Origin of the sequence: Neorhizobium sp. BT27B (assembly GCF_050455485.1) — a bacterium.
In the GTDB taxonomy this organism is placed as follows: domain Bacteria; phylum Pseudomonadota; class Alphaproteobacteria; order Rhizobiales; family Rhizobiaceae; genus Neorhizobium.
Map to the genome: position 1 here is coordinate 1 of NZ_JBCIYT010000020.1, position 17,200 is coordinate 17,200.

Annotated in this window: 15 protein-coding genes and 1 pseudogene; 4 read left to right on the plus strand and 12 right to left on the minus strand. The window is 56.5% G+C overall.

The genetic code is table 11. The features are described from left to right. Window positions 1-139 precede the first annotated feature (139 nt). Window positions 140-1,531, minus strand: coding sequence for a hypothetical protein (locus AAIH70_RS29375; protein WP_132278154.1), 1,392 nt, complete (start codon window positions 1,529-1,531; stop codon window positions 140-142). Between the two features lie 167 nt (window positions 1,532-1,698). Beyond that, the gene (locus tag AAIH70_RS29380) at window positions 1,699-2,889 is read right to left on the minus strand and encodes a GNAT family N-acetyltransferase (protein ID WP_132278152.1); all 1,191 of its coding nucleotides are present in this window, start codon (window positions 2,887-2,889) and stop codon (window positions 1,699-1,701) included. Between the two features lie 319 nt (window positions 2,890-3,208). Between AAIH70_RS29380 and AAIH70_RS29385 the strand changes: the two genes are divergently transcribed. The 3 genes and pseudogenes from AAIH70_RS29385 to AAIH70_RS29395 form a co-directional block, all read left to right on the plus strand. Beyond that, window positions 3,209-4,108, plus strand: a complete 900-nt coding sequence (locus tag AAIH70_RS29385; RefSeq protein ID WP_165932101.1) for a glycosyltransferase family 8 protein — start codon at window positions 3,209-3,211, stop codon at window positions 4,106-4,108. 143 nt (window positions 4,109-4,251) lie between these two features. Continuing rightward, the gene (locus AAIH70_RS29390) at window positions 4,252-5,598 is read left to right on the plus strand and encodes a glycosyl hydrolase (RefSeq protein ID WP_132278148.1); all 1,347 of its coding nucleotides are present in this window, start codon (window positions 4,252-4,254) and stop codon (window positions 5,596-5,598) included. A 380-nt stretch (window positions 5,599-5,978) separates the two neighbouring features. Next, window positions 5,979-6,086, plus strand: a pseudogene (locus AAIH70_RS29395) (transposase); the annotation flags it as partial. 115 nt (window positions 6,087-6,201) lie between these two features. Here AAIH70_RS29395 and AAIH70_RS29400 read toward each other — a convergent pair. From AAIH70_RS29400 to AAIH70_RS29410, 3 genes are read right to left on the minus strand one after another with little or no spacing between them, the layout of a single operon-like run. Beyond that, a complete protein-coding gene (locus AAIH70_RS29400) occupies window positions 6,202-7,497 on the minus strand; it encodes a glycoside hydrolase family 130 protein (protein ID WP_132278146.1) in 1,296 nt (431 codons plus the stop codon). 34 nt (window positions 7,498-7,531) lie between these two features. Beyond that, window positions 7,532-9,820, minus strand: a complete 2,289-nt coding sequence (locus tag AAIH70_RS29405) for a glycosyltransferase family 4 protein (RefSeq protein WP_132278144.1) — start codon at window positions 9,818-9,820, stop codon at window positions 7,532-7,534. After that, the gene (locus AAIH70_RS29410) at window positions 9,817-10,080 is read right to left on the minus strand and encodes a hypothetical protein (protein ID WP_430037551.1); all 264 of its coding nucleotides are present in this window, start codon (window positions 10,078-10,080) and stop codon (window positions 9,817-9,819) included. Before AAIH70_RS29410 ends, AAIH70_RS29405 begins: the two co-directional genes overlap by 4 nt. Window positions 10,081-10,514: 434 nt before the next feature. Here AAIH70_RS29410 and AAIH70_RS29415 point away from each other — a divergent pair, with 434 nt between their 5' ends. Continuing rightward, window positions 10,515-10,781 (plus strand): DUF1488 domain-containing protein, encoded by a 267-nt coding sequence (locus tag AAIH70_RS29415; protein WP_132278140.1) that lies wholly within the window; start codon window positions 10,515-10,517, stop codon window positions 10,779-10,781. Between the two features lie 248 nt (window positions 10,782-11,029). Here AAIH70_RS29415 and AAIH70_RS29420 read toward each other — a convergent pair whose 3' ends face one another. The 7 genes from AAIH70_RS29420 to AAIH70_RS29450 form a co-directional block, all read right to left on the minus strand. Then, window positions 11,030-11,698 carry an amino acid ABC transporter permease gene (locus AAIH70_RS29420; RefSeq protein WP_132278138.1) on the minus strand — a complete coding sequence of 223 codons (669 nt, stop codon included), beginning with the start codon at window positions 11,696-11,698 and terminating at the stop codon, window positions 11,030-11,032. Beyond that, window positions 11,695-12,378 carry an amino acid ABC transporter permease gene (locus AAIH70_RS29425; protein ID WP_132278136.1) on the minus strand — a complete coding sequence of 228 codons (684 nt, stop codon included), beginning with the start codon at window positions 12,376-12,378 and terminating at the stop codon, window positions 11,695-11,697. Before AAIH70_RS29425 ends, AAIH70_RS29420 begins: the two co-directional genes overlap by 4 nt. A gap of 3 nt (window positions 12,379-12,381) precedes the next feature. Beyond that, window positions 12,382-13,128 carry an amino acid ABC transporter ATP-binding protein gene (locus AAIH70_RS29430; RefSeq protein WP_132278134.1) on the minus strand — a complete coding sequence of 249 codons (747 nt, stop codon included), beginning with the start codon at window positions 13,126-13,128 and terminating at the stop codon, window positions 12,382-12,384. 29 nt (window positions 13,129-13,157) lie between these two features. Next, a complete protein-coding gene (locus AAIH70_RS29435; RefSeq protein ID WP_132278132.1) occupies window positions 13,158-13,991 on the minus strand; it encodes a substrate-binding periplasmic protein in 834 nt (277 codons plus the stop codon). Between the two features lie 83 nt (window positions 13,992-14,074). Beyond that, window positions 14,075-14,275 carry a hypothetical protein gene (locus tag AAIH70_RS29440; protein WP_132278130.1) on the minus strand — a complete coding sequence of 67 codons (201 nt, stop codon included), beginning with the start codon at window positions 14,273-14,275 and terminating at the stop codon, window positions 14,075-14,077. Window positions 14,276-14,280: 5 nt separating this feature from the next. After that, window positions 14,281-15,756: an amidase gene (locus tag AAIH70_RS29445; protein ID WP_207908294.1), complete on the minus strand. Its 1,476-nt coding sequence runs from the start codon at window positions 15,754-15,756 to the stop codon at window positions 14,281-14,283. Between the two features lie 5 nt (window positions 15,757-15,761). Beyond that, entirely contained in the window at window positions 15,762-17,144 is a 1,383-nt protein-coding gene (locus tag AAIH70_RS29450; RefSeq protein ID WP_207908293.1) for an MFS transporter, read from the minus strand. Window positions 17,145-17,200: the final 56 nt, after the last annotated feature.

Sequence of the window (17,200 nt, forward strand, 5' to 3'; positions counted from 1 at the left end):
GACGCGCGCCGGCCGAACGAATATCCGACTCCGTCTAAGCCAACAGAATGGCGCAGATTAGCTGCGACACGCTCTAGGTTCTTCGCGATTATTTTTCATGCAGTTCGGCAGGTCGGACAAGCAGCGTTATCACGCACACTCAAGCATACAACGGCCTGACCGGCAGTGCCCTGCGTGAATCGACGGGAACGGAACTGGCCAATCCCGCCATTATAAAAAACAGCAGGCCCAGATCAACTGTCGAGGCAGATACCGCCGCACCCACAAGCAGACAAACGCAGCCTACTCGCGCCGCCAACCGGGTGTCCGCCTCAAAATTGCGTTGCTGCCCGCGGGGCATAATGATCGCAGAAAAAAAGAAAAGAAGAAAAAACAACGTGCCGGGTATCCCGACATTCGACAGCAGCGCCACCACGAAACTGGAGGTACGCGAGGTACCGAGACCGACACCGAGACCAAAAGAGTCGATGAAGTTGGCGATGCCGTAGCGGTTCCACATACCGCGCTCTATCCCCGAGGATGTGGTGCCTTTGCTGAAGACCAGAAGATCGAAATAATCGTAGATCTGCCTGAACAGAGTATCGTTCATGACGATCGCCATGCCGGTGATTATTATGGCCAGCGGCGCAAATATCACAATTCCTGCACTTGTCTTGGTGCCGGACGGGCCACCGCAGCGCAGGAGGCACGCCAAATAGAGAAGCACCAGGCAAACTGGCAATCCGAACAGCCCGGTTGATGAGGTCGATCGCACGACAAGGATTGAGGACATGAGAAACAGAATGAAATTGATCCGGCTATGCCGTTCGCAGATCCACATTGTTCCTGTGAAACCGATCGCACCAAGGCTGACGCCGGCAAATGTGGAGGCCTCTGGCCACGAGCCCACGACACGTTTCACACCGGCAACGATGTCTTCGTCGTGAAACGCATACGGTGCATTACGAATATAAACCAGCAATTCCTGCACCGGCGTACCATAGCTGACCAGATCTATGATCCCGAATGAAATATTGGCCGCGACGAAACACATGACGCCCGCACAGACGGCGCGAAAACCGGCAGCTGTCGATCCAAGCGCAACAACCATGACGAAAGTCACGAGATCGGCGATCAGATAGACGGCCTGGGTAAAATTGCTCGACACCGGCCCGAGAGGAACCGCACCCAGGGTCTCGGGATATTCCGTAGAACCGAGAGGAATAATATCCATGGTTCGCGCAAGCAGTCTCGGTGCGAAATAGCCGGCCAGGATCCCATATACGATCAGACAAGCAAGCCAGAATGCTGCTTTCGGAAATGCCATAGCATCAAAAACCGCCGCCAGCTTCTCGCGATATGAAACGGTGGTCAGCACCAAGAAAGCAACGAACAGATGACCAGGCTGGATGCCGGCCGAACCGATCAGAAACGCCGCCGCACCTCCAAAAACCGTCATCATCGAAAACGCGATGAAGGTTGCCCGATAGCCCGCCATCATACAGGCAAACCCAACGATCAGGGTGAAAATCCCGACGGGCTCAAGGCTCATGCATGCCACTCGGCGAATGGTTGCACACGATCGCCCTGCATCGGTTTATGGCGTGTGGTAGTGCGGCGTCGATAGAAGTGAAAAGATTACGCAATCTGAGATCAGCCCTCTCGCAACAATCCGAAAATCAGCCCTGACACCACCGTGCGCAGTACGAAGTGGCGCAATTATTCCTTGCCTGTGGCCCGATTTCCTGCACGCCCGACGGCACCGTCATCGCGCATCTTAAGCTTGTGACGCCAATTCAGCATACGTCGAATAGCGTCTCGTTGCTCAAGACTGAGGGTTGACCGCAAGAGGCTTCGAAGCGCGTGTAAAAGGTAGTCGGGCAATAGGCTTGCCGTACCTCTCCAGGTGAGCGAGGTGCGGTACTTAAGCTGCGCACTCGTGGAATTGCCCCATCGTTCCTTGTAGTCCATATGGAGCGGCCGCATGTCGAAGTCTAAATTCCGCTCAAAACACCAGCGTGTCACATTCTCCATGAGCAACATGCCGGGCGAGGATCGTGCATGCTCGGGATCGAAACTCATAATCATCCCCTCTACGCGTGTTCTGTCGACCGTTGTGACGAACGCCGCAACAATTTTTCCCGACAACATCAGGCGAAAAATGCCAACTCGCCCGAACTCAGTGTCTTCCGTCGAGATCTGAGAGAAAAACAGGGAAGCCTCGATTTTTTGAAGCCATTTGCTTTTCTTATTATGTTGCAACAGCCATCGCCGTTTCTCAGCAAGGACCCACTCAACGGTTTCTTTGCAGGTTCGGCTATCTTGAGGGCATTCAAACGAAACGTCCCCAAGTGACTGAAGGCGTTTACGGTTTTGTTTCAGCTTTGCGCGAAAATTTCCAGAATAACCACGCATCAGTGCTTCAAAGCCCTCGAAGCCTTTTCTTTCGACGACATAGGCATCGAACGGCTGCACAACATTCAGAATGCCCGCCTGCGCAAGCGCAACCTGCATCGGGGCACCGATTTTCACAAAGGGGATCTCAATTAAGTCGGCACGAGGCACCAGTAGTTGCAGGAGTTCACTGCATACGCGCGCCTGATCAACATCTGGCGCCATCAGAGGATCGCCATATTCCTCGTGCATTCCGCATCCCAACGGTTCAAGTCGGGATGAGAAACCCAATCGGGTGCGTTGAAATGGCCAGACGGCTATCAGCCGGTCGCCGGACCAGACCGTGGCGCAAAGGATCATGTCCCCGCGAAGAGGCGTCTTAACCGCCCATCCCAGCCGCGCCCATTCGAATGTCTGCGTGAAGCGCACGCCATCAACCGATCGCGCCAAGTCATTCCACGCGCTTTCCAGCTGAGCAAAATCATCGATGCCTTCAAAAAGAACGGCGCGCAGCATTCGCTTTCCCTTCGGCGTTTCTTGATCGAGTATGAGAGGCACTGCTAAAATTAATCTAAGATTGAAAATATTGGGAAGTCAATTGCCCTGCATTCATTATATTATTCTCGGGATATGTTGGTTTCCTTGATCGGAATATTATTCGGATTTGAATATACCGAGCAACGAATACCCATACCTAGAAAAAAGGGCGGCGACGTATTTATCGATCCCGATTGCCTTGCACGGCAATTTATTTTTACGGACATTCATACAAACGGTTTGAACAAAATTTATAATTCATTAATGTGTAATCTGTGTGTTACTAGGGTCGCGATCCATGAATAGTCAGTGCATCGCCTATGTTTCGGATGAAAATTACTTCTTTCCCACAGCCGTATCAGCCTTGCAGGCAAGGGCACATGCAAAGCCATCGACAGATGTGGTCATTGTGCTGGCTGACGCATTCAAGAATGCCGAAAATGCCCGGAAATTCTGCGCGGATCATCGCATAAGGCTGATCGACGCATCTGCATTGCTTTCGGAGCACTTCAAGCGGCTCAATGCCGGTTCCTTCTCTCATCGCATCACAGTCTCCGCCATGGGCCGGCTACTGTTGTCCGAAGTGCTGGCGTCGGATTATGATCAGGTGATCTACATAGATGGCGACACCCAGATCAACGGAAGCCTGGATTACCTCGAAGAATTGACGATCGAGCCCGGCAAGCTTGCAGCCGCTCTCGATTATCTTTCGCTTGTGGAACGATTTAATGGAACCGAGCAGACGGTAATTTTCAACTCTGGTGTCTTGAAGTTCAATCCTAAAGACTGGATCGGTCATGCCGCCTTCGATCACTTCGTCGCGCATGGTGGACACTTGCATGATCAGGGAGCATTGAACGCCGTTGTCGGCGATGCTCTGGTCCTGATATCGAATAAGTGGAATTTCCCGAAACAGTTCCTCCATCTCATCGACGGTTACCGCCCGACGATCGTGCATTTCATGGCTCACCCGAAGCCATGGGACGGGCGCTTTTTCCCGTGGACCAATGCCGAGACACAGGTTTATCGCGCCGCTTTGCACGCCAACCCTTGCCTGAAACCTTTTGCATCCCGGATCTCGGCATTGCGGTATTGGACCTACAGGTTCCGCTCGCTTCGTGACGAATTCCGATTTCGGTTTGGCTTCGATGGCCTCCCGTGGAACCGAAAAAACATCCAGAAAGTCCTCTCCAGTTGACCAGGCCGGGGCCAAGCAGAGCACCGATCGGTCGTGGCAGGGGCGCTGTACGCTGTAGTCTTTAATCCAAGCGAAGACATGGACTGCCCCCACGGTTCAAAACAGGTGCGACAACATTAAGCGAGGCGCCACAGGTGGGTATGATGTTCAGGAAAACCACTCTTGCCAAACTAACATTCCTTCCAATGGCGCTGCATCTGGCCCTTGCATCACCTGGGCGCACGGAACCTGTTCAAGCGCAGGCCACTTTGGATTTTCTTGAAAGCGTCGGTGTCGTTTCGACATTTCCAGACCGCGGACAGCCGATCGAACGTACTATCGAGATGCTGCGATACGTCGGTTTTCGCTGGGTCAGAGCCGGAATCGAGGGCGTGACGGAGACCGGGCCGACCACGATGGACACTTTCCTCGAATTGCACCGTTTGCTCGGTGTCAAGTTCGCATGGGGCCTGGTGAGCGGCGGGAGCGATCTCGATCAATTGATCCGAACTGGTGGCATTCTGGCGCAGCACGATGCCCTGCTTGCCATTGAGGGCAATAACGAACCGAATAACTGGCCGATCCGGCACAATGGCGAAGAGGGTGGCGGCACAGGCTCATGGCTCCCTGTCGCACGACTTCAAGCCGACCTCTATAAACGGGTGAAAGCGGATCCGCTTCTGGCGGCATACCCGGTATGGTCCCTTTCCGAGCCCGGTGCGCAAACCGACAATACAGGCCTGCAATTTCTTCAGATTCCGGATAATTCGGAAACACTGATGCCGGCGGGCACGCGCTTTGCCGATTTCGCCAATGTTCATAATTATATCTATCACCCCAACTCTCCGCATCCTGCTAACAATAAGACCTGGAACGCGGCAGACCCAAGCAAGGACTCGGCGGTGGATGGCCTCTATGGCAATTTCGGTCGCACCTGGAATAAACATTTTCGGGGTTATACGGATGAGCAGTTAGCCGTTTTGCCGCGTGTCACGACCGAAACCGGGGTTACCATCGGGGGTAAGATAACAGAGGAACTCCACGCTTCCCATCTCGTCAATATTTACCTTTCACAGTTCGCGCGCGGATACGCCCATACCTCGGTCTACCTTCTCCGAGATCGCGAAGATGAAGAGGGCAATCAGGCATTCGGCTTTTTTCGGCCAGACTACACGCCGCGAAAGGCTGCCATATACCTGCGACACCTGATGCGCGCACTGGAGGATAACGGGCGCCGCAACAGCTATGATACGCTGGATTATTCGATCCCGTTCAAGGCCGACACCGTTCATGACCTTCTGTTGCAACGAAGCGATGGGAAGTTCCAACTCGTACTTTGGGCAGAGCGTCTGGACGGTGATGAAACCGTGGAAATAATGCTGGCCCAGCCCGCTTTGCAGGTCACAATCGATGATCCCGCGACCTCCGACGATGCCGTTCGGATACTGCAGAACGTTGACGGCATCACCGTATCTTTGCGTGACAGGCCGATTGTTGTCCTTATTGAGTAGTGTTTGACGCCAAGCCGGTATCCTCGCTACTCGCGGCAATGAGCTCGCTCCCAAGTTTATCCAGTTTCGATTTCGCTCCAGCGGTTTTGGCGCTGCCGTGAAGAAATTGGCCCATAGAGTGTCCCTCTGTGATCGCGACAATAATACGCCATTACACTGTGGGACTAAACACCTCACAGATGCGTTGGCCTATCGTTCCGTGAGGAACGGGCCCATTACTCGACCTGCGCGTGCAATCTCAAAAAAGTGGAACGACCTACTGTTGAAGGCAGCTCATCTTCAGGGCGTTGCCTTAAGGCCCCTCAATCCTTGCCCCAACAAAGGGGGACTATGTGTCTTCCGATCAAAACAAGCCCTATGATATCTCATCGAGAGTTTTTTTCTGCAAACTAAAAGACTTCAAGCGCATCGCAATGAGAGCAGACAAGACAGACGAAAGCTTCTCAGCAATCATCCATCTCGCGGTAGCCGTCATAAATTCAAGATGAATACCCACAGACGTTAGATAACCTACGGAAATCGCCAATCGGGCGTCGGGTCAAGATGATGGTCGGTGGCATTGCATAGCTTCATTCGTAAAGAACGCCGGTGATCTTCCTGTTATCAATCAAGCGTATGCAGAAGGTCGGCGATAGGGATCGTCGAGAAACTGGAAAACGTATCACACACGGCATAGGGCAGAACGATCAGATCGCCGTGCCGCATACCTCCGCAGGTATAGACCACATTGGGAACGTATCCTTCGCGTTCGGATGGTTCAGGCCGAACCAGCGGCTCTCGTGAGCGAGCGATGACCCTGGAGGGGTCATTCTTGTCGAGCAGCGCCGCTCCGATGGCGTATCTGCGCACCGGTCCCACACCATGTGTGAGCAGCAGCCATCCCTCATCCAGCTCGATGGGCGAGCCGCAATTTCCCATCTGCACGAATTCCCATGGGTATTTCGGCCGCAGGATCGGCTCTCCACCATTCCACACATGAAGATCATCAGAATAGAGAAGATAGAGGTTTTCGTTATCCTGCCTGCCGATCATCGCGTATCGCCCGTCAAATTTTCGCGGGAAAAGCGCCATCCCCTTGTTATGGGAGGCCGTACCGGTCAGCGGCGTCATCGTGAACGTCAGGAAATCGCCGGTCTGCAACAGCTCTGAGCGGATCGCCTTGCCGTTATAGGCCGTGTAGGTCGCATAAAACGTCGTCTCCCCCTCGTCTTCGAACGCAACGAAGCGGGCATCCTCGATGCCGTTCGACTGCGCAAACGTAATGGGAAAGATGACACGTTCGCTGATATGCTGACCAGCACCAAAGCTCAGCCTCACCGGCTCGTCGGCCAAAAGGGGTAACGGCGTGTGAATTGTAGGTGTCGCCGCAAGCCTTGCTGTAGGCTCGATCTCGACACTGCCATCGGCGTCGATCACACCCGTTCGGAATGTCAGCGAGGAGACATGCCCCTCCCCCACCGCGCGCAGGCTCAACACGAAACGCCGACTGCCTGGTGCCACGCCGGACTGATCCGGATGCGCAACGATGCTCGGATTGAAAAGAGCAGACGCCTCGAAAGAATATTCATTAAGGAAATACGCGCCGACCAGTTGCCGTTGCGTTTTACTGAATTCTGCATGCGCCGAAAAAGCTTCTTCCATCTCGTCAGCGCGCGCTTCAAAGGTCGCCAGCAGGTTACGGTGACGCCCCTCGAAGTGTTCAAGCACATCCGCCAGCAGCGCTTCGGCTATTTGCAGATCAAGCGCCAGAACCCGGTCAGCAATATGGTTGGCCCGTGTCTTGTCGGTCGGATTGAGGTCGCGTGGCTCGGTCGCAGGTTTGAATGGTCTGACGACCACGCGTGAGGGGTCTGGACGCAGCAAGAGTGACTGACGGTTGACGATTGTGCCCTTTGACAAAGCGATCTCATTTCAATTTGATTGGAGACGAATTTCAGGCGCTCAACGCGTGCGATGGCGACGCTGTCGTCAAATGACTGTTCGCCCGCATCAGCTTGCGGAACTCAACAAGTCCAAGAAGGTAGGAAAGCAGGGATTCGGCCCCTCTGTTTTCGTTGGCGCGCGCGCGGTGCAACCCGTCCCGGCAGCTTCCGGTCTCTGTATCCACGAGCGACAGAGACAGATCGTTTTTTCCGAGGAACCAGGCCAAAGCGAGTTCGGCATGATCTTTCCATTCGGGGTGACGATCGGCGTACGAAGCGACAAGGCATGCCGAGATCGTTGCCGCCGCTTCCAGTGGCTGCTGGTCGAAACGTTGTGGCGGCATGCCAATATCACTGAACCCGTCACTCCCGATTGGACGGAAATGACCTTCTTTTGCTGTCTGGATAGTGATCAGCCACCGCAGCGTCCTCAATCCCGCAGACACGTAGTCCGCCTTTCCAGCCGCGAGGCCAGCCACCAGCAGCGCCTGAGGCAGACGCGCATTGTCGTAGGACAACCCGTCTTCGAACCATGGCCGACCCGGCTTCTCCACCTTCGCGAGAAGCGCCATCAGCCGTTCGGCAAGGCGCAATCGGACCCGCCTTGCATTGATGTCGTCAACACGATGAGCGCAGTAGCCGTCGAGCCCGAGGAGTGTAAACGCCCAGGCTCGCGGCGATGAAAAGGTCTCGACCACCGGCATGGCTTCGGCAAACAGCGCTCCAGCCCAGTTGCGGACGGAGGCTTCAGCAGCGCCCCGCGCGCATTCCCCCAGCGCCCACAAGGTTCTACCATGACTGTCCTCCGAGCCCGTGTCTTCAAGCCAGCGCCGATCAAAACTCATGAAGTTTCGAAACCGCTTGGTGTCAGGATTCCAGGCATGCTGAACAAAGGCGGCAAAACGCGTCGTTAAAATCCCAGGCAGCGGAATCTCCCCGCCGGCATCGAGCGTCACCGCCAGCAGCAAACCTCGGGCATTGTCATCGACGCAATAGCCATGTGACCGATCGGGTATTGAATGCACCGCATGTTGAAACAATCCGGTATCGTCACACATCGCAATGAAGGCGTCGAAGTTTGGCGCTGGTGATGTGTGCGTGACAAGGGCAGATAGCGCGCCTCCAACGGGGGCGATTTCGCCGGGACCGGTTCGTGGGTGGACGGCCTGCTCGAAAAGTTCCAGATAATGCTCGGCTGTGCGCTCCCAGGTCATCGATCGACTTGCCGCGTAAGCCCGAGCGCGGATAGCGTCTCGCCGAACATCGTCGGTCAGAAGTGCCGCGATCTCCGAACCGATCGCCTTCGCATCGTTGAACGGCACCAGCACCCCAAATCCGTCCACCAAAAGCTCGCGCGCATGCCAATAGGGCGTGGAAACCACCGCCTTTCCTGACCCGAAACTGTAGGCAAGCGTGCCGGAAGTCATCTGCGCCTCATTCAGATAGGGCGTCGCATAGACATCGCACATCGAAATGAAGTCCAGGAGGGTTGGCAGATCGACGAACTGGTCGAGAAAAACGACGTGGTTCTCGACGCCCAGGTCTCTGGCGCGTGTCGCAAGACGGTGCCGATAGGCTTCGCCTTCGTTGCGAACGAGATTGGGATGCGTCGCACCAAGGACCACATAGACCGCATCCTGCTGACTTTGCAAAATAAGCGGCATGGCATCGATCATCACCTCGATGCCCTTGTTCGGTGACAACAGGCCGAATGTCAAAATGACCGATTTCCCCTGAAATCCAAGCTTGGCCTTTGACGCTTCCGGTTCGCAGAAGGCGATATCGGGAATGCCATGTGCGATCACTTCGATTTTTGCGGCTGGGACTTCATAGATGTGGCGTAAAAGTTTTCGTCCATGTTCGGCCATCACCACAACTTTCGAGGAAATGTCGATAATGGTATTGAGGACACGGCGCTGCAAAGGAGTGGGCTCAGCCAGAACGGTGTGAAGAGTGGTGACGACCGGCATTTCCAGCCGTGACAGCAGTGCAAGGATATGACTGCCGTCGATGCCGCCGAAGATACCGAATTCATGCTGAAGGCAGACAAGGTCGAATTCCTCGGCATTCAGCGTGTTGGCCGCCGCGACATAGTCATCAATGTCCTGATCGGCGATCTCGATATGCACGACCTTGGGATATTGATAGGCATGTCCATGATCGGTCATGGCAACGATGGCGGTTTCGACGGATGCAGCGGAGGCCGAGACGGCCTGCTGCAAATCGGTCGTGAAGGTTGCGATGCCACAGCGGCGCGGCAGCGAGTTTCCTATAAAAGCAATTTTCCTAAGGTGGGTCATGACATCTCCTGCATTGAGCGGGACGTCGAGGCGACCGGCTTTGATTGAGTTACATCCGTCTGCCGACGGTCTCCCGCATTCCAGCGGGACGGTTGCGAGCCAAGATCGCGCATCATTCCAACGTCGCCCGTGTAGGCCAGCAGAACGACCAGCTCACTATCTCCCACGGTGAAAGAGGTTCGTCTTTCATCGAAAAAAAATGCGTCGCCGCGTTTGGCCCATGGTTTTGATGCTGTGTGCACGCTGGCATATTCGAGCATACGATATCTCCCGGATCTGCCGCTAAGACCGGAGCGATCTGAGGTCGGAACAGCGAGTGCCTTGAGGATCGAGTTGGCCGGATCGAGGCTGCAAGGAGTAGAATTTCGAGCGCTCTCGAACAAAAATCGGCGAACAAATTTTATTTCTGAAATATTTTCTATACAATTATAAATACAAGATGGTATTTACAGATCTAAATTCAACAGATTAACGATATAATAATAAATTATCGAACGTTTTTTATTCTGAATAATCGATTTATATCTCATGATATCAACGATACGGAGATGAATAATTCTCCCGATAATGGCGTCAATATTGAAATTTATTATATCGTAACGACATGAGGGCGAAGCGGTTGGCTTTGAACGCTGCAGCTTGGCGGTGCCTTGGCATGCCGCGCTAACGCCGCCCAGCCAACGAGAGTATGTTCATGACCCTGGCCTTCCCCAACAATGCGCGAAGCTATGACGAAGCGCGAAAGCGCGTACGCTTTTGTGGCCACGACGGAATGTTCGAAGTGTATTTTTTCGTGGCGGGAGAAGTGCTTGGAGGCAACTTCACCAGTCGGACGGCCAGCGAGGCGGAGTATCTTGCATCATTTGATGCCCTGAAACCGAGAATCTTAAAGGCTGCCCAAGCGGCCTACAAGGCAAACCGCAGCCAGACGATCCATCTGGATCTCGACAACTTCCGCTGAATTGACCGCAGTTGCCGGGAGGCCAAGAACGCGCATTTCACTTTGCCTCCCGAGATCTTGTTCCCAGGTACAAGACAGAGCCATGAAGTGCGTGGCGGTCCTCCATGACCGCAGCTCCGTTTAGCACTCGCCGGTGATCTTGAGGGCGAGCGAGGAGCCCAGGCCGTAAATCTGGATCAAATCTGTTCCCGTGAGGCCGCATCCCCCTGACAGCATTCGTTTGAGATCCCTTGCCATAGGTTCGGGCTCTAAGCTGTTTGTGGCTTCCGCTCCAGCCGCCCTGAAAGCCGAACTGCCGGCAGAAGGATTACGAGATAGATTATCGCCGCCAGTGTCAGCGACGAGGTGTTGAACGTCACCGAGCGTATGGTGCTGGCCGAATAGAGAAGGTCGTAAACACCAACAATCGAGACGAGTGAAGTCGCCTTCACAACCTCGATCGTATTGGACGCAAGGTCCGGCAACACGTTGCGCAACGCTTGCGGCAGGACGACATAGCGGAGGGAATCCCTGTATCCGAGGCCGGTCGAACGGGCAGCTTCCATTTGCCCTGGCGAAACCGAGCCGAGACCCGCTCGAATTATCTCGCAATAATAGGCCGTGTTGTTGAGCAGCAGTGCGATGATCGCGCACATGATTGCTGGCAGCCTGACGCCCAGAAATGGCAGAGCGGAAAATGTCACGATGATCAGCACCAGCGGCGGCATGGTGCGAAAGACGTTTACCCATGTCCTGACGATCCAGCGCAGGACCGGCGAGTGTGATTCAGACACGAGCGCAAACCCGAGGCCGATAACGAAACCGACGGGCGCCAGAACGGCCGTCAGTACGAGGGTGATCATCAGTCCGCTCATGAGATAGGGGAGCGCTTGGCTCATGATGTCGAGATTGAAGAATTGTTCGATCAGATCGTTCATGTCCGCGCCCCCCAGGCCATGCGTTTTTCAAGACTGCCTGCCAGAGCCATCAGCGGCATGAAGATGATCAGGTAGAGGATCGCCGCCATGATCAGCGGCGTCGCATTGCCGGAAAAGGACAGTGCGGTCTGCGCTTCGTTCAAAAGCTCCGGCATGCCGATTGCGGTCCCAAGCGCTGTATTCTTGGAAATTGCCAGCGCGCGGTTGGTCAGCGGTGGGATACAAAGCCGCATCGCCTGCGGCAAGACCACGTAGCGAAGGGTCTGAGCATTGGTCATGCCGGTCGAACGGGAAGCCTCCCATTGCCCTGGGCCGACCGCCGAAATCCCCGCCCAGAAAATCTCCTCGGCAAAGGCCGCAAGAATAAGGGAAAGCGTCAGCCAGAGAACCCACGGCGCAGAAAGATTGATACCGACACTTGGCAAGCCGAAATAAAGCAGCAGCACGACCGAGAGTGGCGGAACAGCACGGAAGCAGTCGACGAAAAGCCGCAGGAACCAAACGACTGCCTTGTTCGACACAAGACGGATCAGCGCCAAGGCGAGCCCGAACACGAGGCCTGCGATCACGATCGCCAACGATAGATAGATCGTGATCCAGGCGCCTCGCAGCAGATCGGGCAGATATGTTTGCGCGACCGCCCCGTTGAAGAAGAGATCGACGAGACCGGTTATATCCATCGCTCAGTGTCCGTGCGAGAGGAATTGACAAGCGCGGCTTTCTGGACCCCGGGCCAGAATTTCGGCGGGCGTTCCGATCTCGACGATCTGCCCCGCCTCCATGAAGGCGACCCGATCCGCAGCCTCGCGGGCAAAACGCATCTCATGGCTGACCACCAGCATGGTCATGCCTTCCTTTTTCATATCCATCATCGCCTGCAGAATTTCGCCGACAAGCTGTGGATCAAGCGCGGAGGTTGGCTCGTCGAGAAGCATGACCTTCGGCCCAAGCGAAAGCGCCCTTGCAATCGCCACGCGTTGCTGCTGGCCGCCGGAAAGCTGCGATGGATAATGGGTCAGGCGGGCGCCGAGCCCGACACGGGTCAACTCGCGGTGTGCGATCTCCCGCGCCTCGGTCGCGGATTTCTTCTGCACCCTCTGCAATGCCAGCATCACATTCTGTTCGGCCGTCATGTGCGGATAAAGATTGAACTGCTGGAACACCATGCCGATGCGCTGGCGCATCTTGTTGATGTCTGTCGCCACCGCTGTGATATTGATCCCGTCGACAATGATCGCGCCGTCCGATGGCTCTTCCAGCCTGTTGCAGCACCGCAGAAGCGTGGACTTTCCGGATCCCGAGGGTCCGATCAAGAACACCAGTTCACCCGGCATGACACGCAGGTTGATGTTGTTGAGAACGTTCACGCTGTTGAAAGACTTATACAGAGCATGAATGTCGAGCATGGGCTGCGCGATCGATTGCGACATGGTTCTAGGCCTTAATCAGTCTGTCTTTTTCACTTGCAAGCGAGTTCGTGCGGCGTCGCATCGTAATTTCCAAGGCCGACCGGGCCGAAACCTGCCTGCGGGGTCACTTCCAGCGATCCAGCCTCCGGCGTCACGCCAAGCCATTTTTTGTAAAGCGATGCCGCCGTGCCGTCCGACTTTATGCATTCGATGACGGTTTCGATCTGCTTGCGCAGTTCCGGCGAGGACTTGGGGATCGTATAGGCGAAATAGCGGCCTGTGGTTTCCTTCAGGTCTGCAGCCTTCAGCGCTGGGTTCCGCTTGGCGAAGGTCAATGCAGTCGGCACATTCATGATCGCAGCATCCGCCCGTCCGGCCTGAACCGCCTGTGCGGCATCGCTCAGCGACGCATAGGATTCGATCGTCCAGCCGATTTCACCGGCCTTCTCACGCGCCCACTTCTCGTCGGCATTTCCCTTGTTGGCGGCAATGACCTTGCCTTTCAGCTGGTCATAGCTTGTCAGTGCCGGCGCGCCCTTCTTGGTCACAAAGGCCAGATCAGCGGACCAGATGCCTTCCGTCAGGAGAAAGATATCAGAGCGTTCCTGTGTCACCGTCATCGGAACCGACAGCATGTCGTAAGTGCCTGCCTGCAGGGCCGGGATCAGCGCCGAAAATGCCATGGCGTCGACGGTAATCTGGCGGCCGAGGCGCTTGGCGATTTCTGCCGTCATGTCGACAGTCAGACCTTCGATGGAACCGTCCATCTTCGGTTGGGCGAACGGCGGCGCATTGCCGTCAAGCGCACTCTTCAACGGTTCCTGAGCGAAAGCGGACCCACCCAAAATGGCGAGCACGGCAGTGATGGCGTAGAGTTTCTTCATGGTCGTTCCCCTTTATATTTAGACAGGCTACAGAATTCGAATGGACATTTCAAATGGATGTTTCATCCGTCTTTTGTTATTTTTTAGAGTTCCAGATCGCGGCGCGGTCCGACCAGCGGCTGGAAGGTTTTATCCGTGACGCGTGGGATCTTGCGCCCCACTTCGAGCGCCTTGCGAAAGGTAGTCGCGGCTGCGGCCAGTTCATCGCCGGCCGGCGCCGTCTCGCCGCAAGCGGTCCAGAGGGCCTGCACGGCAAGGCTCAAATCCGTGGTATCCTGAGACATGCGACTTACTCCCCTGCCCTGGCGGCGGTTGAAAGAATATGCTGTGGCTCTGCCCGCATCGGGTTGGGGGTCAAAACCTGTTCCAGCGCCCATGCCGCCCGCATCAGCAGCGCCTCATTCTTGAAACCGGCCGCCAGCTGCACGGACAGCGGCAAGCCCTCCGGCGAAAATCCTGCTGGCAGTGCCAGCGCCGGATGCCCGGACAGCGAGAACGGGCTGCCGGCAGAACCCGCCGTATAGGAAACCACCGCCGGATTATCGTGAATAGGCGGCGCCACCCGGTAGGTCATCGGCAACAGGAGGACATCGACTTCCGCAAAAATCTCATCCGTGCGGGCAACAAGCGCACGCCGCTGGCGCAGTGCAGCCAGATAGTCCGCGGCCCGCAGATACATTCCCATGTCGAGCTTTTCGCGCAGCGAACGGCCCATAAGATGCCGATGCTCCAGATAGTCGCGCTCGTGAATGGAAAAACTTTCCGCGCGATTGATCGGCATGGCGATGGCGCGATATTCGGATGGCGCGATCGGCAGGTCGATTTCGATCACTTCGGCGCCAAGCTCGGCAAACGCCGCAGCACTTTTGGAGAGCGCATCGAGAATGGCCGGCTCCGGCGCCGCGCCACCCGGATCGAGATTGCGCACGAAGCCGACCTTCAGGCCTTTGACTCCGTTTTTCAGGCCCGGCAATGTCGGCTCCACCGGCGCGGAAAGACTGACCGGATCGCCGTCGTCGAACCCGGCAATCGTATCATAGATGAGCGCCGTATCTTCAGTGCTCAGCGCCAGCGGGCCGGGCGTATCGAAACTCCAGCAGTTCGGCATCACGCCATGACGGCTGATGCGACCGAAGGTCGCCTTCAGCCCGACCAGACCGCAGGCGGCGGCCGGGAGGCGCACAGAGCCACCAGTGTCTGTGCCGATTGCAAACAACGCGGTACCGGCCGCAACGGCTGCAGCCGAGCCGGTCGAAGATCCGCCGGTAAAATGCGCGACATTCCAGGGGTTGCGGCTCGGCGGCGCATCAAGGTCGAAGTGTACGGCACCGGTGCCGGTGCCGTATTCCCAGGTATTCAGCTTGCCGACGAGAATGGCGCCGGCCGCTTCCAGCCGTGTCACCAGCGTCGCCGTCATGTCGGGATCGTGGTGCTGCGGCACACGCGAGCCGCCGGTCGTTTCCAGCCCAGCCGTATAGATGTTGTCCTTGACCGCAAACGGAATGCCGTCGAGCGGCCCAAGGAGCGTACCGTTTGCCGCCCGCTCGTCCGATGCGGCAGCGTGTTTGCGCGCGGCATCCCGATCCATACGCAGATAGGAATGGATCACGCTGTCAACAGCGTCGATGCGGGCAAACACGGCATCCAGCAGCGCCGATGGCGTGATCTCGCCACGGGCAATCCGCCGCGATGCTTCAGCCACCGACAGCGCGGCAGGATCCGTGCCTGCCTCTGCCAAAGCTCCCATCTCTTCTTCATTTTGCATTTGCGTCAGCTCCTTGCACTGTATGCCTTGTGGCGGCTGACGTCAGCGCCATCGGCATGTTGTAATCCGAGGAAGAACAGGCCGGACACCGCAGTCAGGCCGGCAATGATGAAGATCGAAGCCGAGATCGCCTGCGCGGGCACACTCACGCCCATCGCCTGGATCTGCGCCACCAGCACCGCCGCAACGGAGATGCCGAGGCCCATCGACAATTGCTGGCCGACGCCGCCAAGCGAAGTACTGGCGCTTTGCCGCACTCTTGGAATGTCGGCGAACAACAGCGTGTTGGTCGTGTTGAACTGAAGCGAGCGCACGACGCCGAACAGGAAGACGACGCAGACGGTGATCGCAATTGGTGTATCCGGTCCGATCAGGCCGATCAGCGCGATCATCACTGCACCCAGCATGGCGTTGCCAAACAGCGTCACCTTGAAACCGAATTGCGCCAGCACCCTCCGCATCATGGGTTTGAGAGCAATCGCGCTTGCGGCGACAATAAAGACAACCCAACCGGCATCCGCAGCGCTCCAGCCAAAACCGATCTGCAATTGCAGCTGGAACAGAAAAGGCAGGGCATTGAAGCCAAGGCGCGACAGCCCTCCGCCAAAGAAACCGACCCGGAACAGACGCAGCTTCAAGAGCGTCAGGTCGAGCGCCGGCGCTGCGCGGCGGCGCATATGGCGCGCATAGGAGAACGCACAAGCCGGCAGGAGTGCCACCATGGCAATGATGACAGGCATCGGCAGGAAGACGTGAACCAGCTGATCGAGCAACAGCTGTGCCGCGCCGAGAAACGCGGCACAGACCACGAAGCCCCAGAGATCAAAATTGTAGCGTTCTCCCGGCTCGTCGGGCGGCAGCAGCCGCGCCGCGAAAAACATGCCGACAATGCCGAAGGGCATTTTCACAAAGAAGATCCACTGCCAGGACAGGTAGGTTACCACATAGCCGCCGATCAACGGACCGAGCACCGGACCGATCAGTGCCGGCGTCGACATCCAGGCGATCGCCGAGGCCAATTGATCCTTCGGCGCGGCGCGAATGAGAAGCAAACGTCCGATCGGCGTCATCAGAGCGCCGGCCACCGCCTGCAATGCGCGCATCGCGACAAGCGTCGGCAGGTCCTGCGCCAGTGCAGCGCCCACCGACATCAGCATGAATGCGCCCATCGCCCACAGGAAGATGCGTTTCGCGCCGAAACGATCGGCCAGCCATGCGCTTGCCGGGATCACGGCCGCCAGCGTCACCAGATAGATAGACAGCGCCAGATTGATGCGCAGAGGCTCGATACCGAAGTCCGCGGCAATCGCCGGGATTGCCGAGACCATGATCGTGCTGTCGAGCCCTTCCATCAGAAAGGCGGCCGAAATCGAAAGGGACAGCAGCATGAGGCTGCGCTCCCCTGAAAGGCGAGGCGTTGAGACCATCTGAATCTATCCGTTGC

Coding starts and splice junctions, on each gene's coding strand:
- AAIH70_RS29375 (WP_132278154.1), bottom strand. CDS start 1,531: ATGAGCCTTGAGCCCGTCGGGATTTTCACCCTGATCGTTGGGTTTGCC.
- AAIH70_RS29380 (WP_132278152.1), bottom strand. CDS start 2,889: ATGCTGCGCGCCGTTCTTTTTGAAGGCATCGATGATTTTGCTCAGCTG.
- AAIH70_RS29385 (WP_165932101.1), top strand. CDS start 3,209: ATGAATAGTCAGTGCATCGCCTATGTTTCGGATGAAAATTACTTCTTT.
- AAIH70_RS29390 (WP_132278148.1), top strand. CDS start 4,252: ATGTTCAGGAAAACCACTCTTGCCAAACTAACATTCCTTCCAATGGCG.
- AAIH70_RS29405 (WP_132278144.1), bottom strand. CDS start 9,820: ATGACCCACCTTAGGAAAATTGCTTTTATAGGAAACTCGCTGCCGCGC.
- AAIH70_RS29410 (WP_430037551.1), bottom strand. CDS start 10,080: ATGCTCGAATATGCCAGCGTGCACACAGCATCAAAACCATGGGCCAAA.
- AAIH70_RS29415 (WP_132278140.1), top strand. CDS start 10,515: ATGACCCTGGCCTTCCCCAACAATGCGCGAAGCTATGACGAAGCGCGA.
- AAIH70_RS29420 (WP_132278138.1), bottom strand. CDS start 11,698: ATGAACGATCTGATCGAACAATTCTTCAATCTCGACATCATGAGCCAA.
- AAIH70_RS29425 (WP_132278136.1), bottom strand. CDS start 12,378: ATGGATATAACCGGTCTCGTCGATCTCTTCTTCAACGGGGCGGTCGCG.
- AAIH70_RS29430 (WP_132278134.1), bottom strand. CDS start 13,128: ATGTCGCAATCGATCGCGCAGCCCATGCTCGACATTCATGCTCTGTAT.
- AAIH70_RS29435 (WP_132278132.1), bottom strand. CDS start 13,991: ATGAAGAAACTCTACGCCATCACTGCCGTGCTCGCCATTTTGGGTGGG.
- AAIH70_RS29440 (WP_132278130.1), bottom strand. CDS start 14,275: ATGTCTCAGGATACCACGGATTTGAGCCTTGCCGTGCAGGCCCTCTGG.
- AAIH70_RS29445 (WP_207908294.1), bottom strand. CDS start 15,756: ATGCAAAATGAAGAAGAGATGGGAGCTTTGGCAGAGGCAGGCACGGAT.
- AAIH70_RS29450 (WP_207908293.1), bottom strand. CDS start 17,144: ATGCTGCTGTCCCTTTCGATTTCGGCCGCCTTTCTGATGGAAGGGCTC.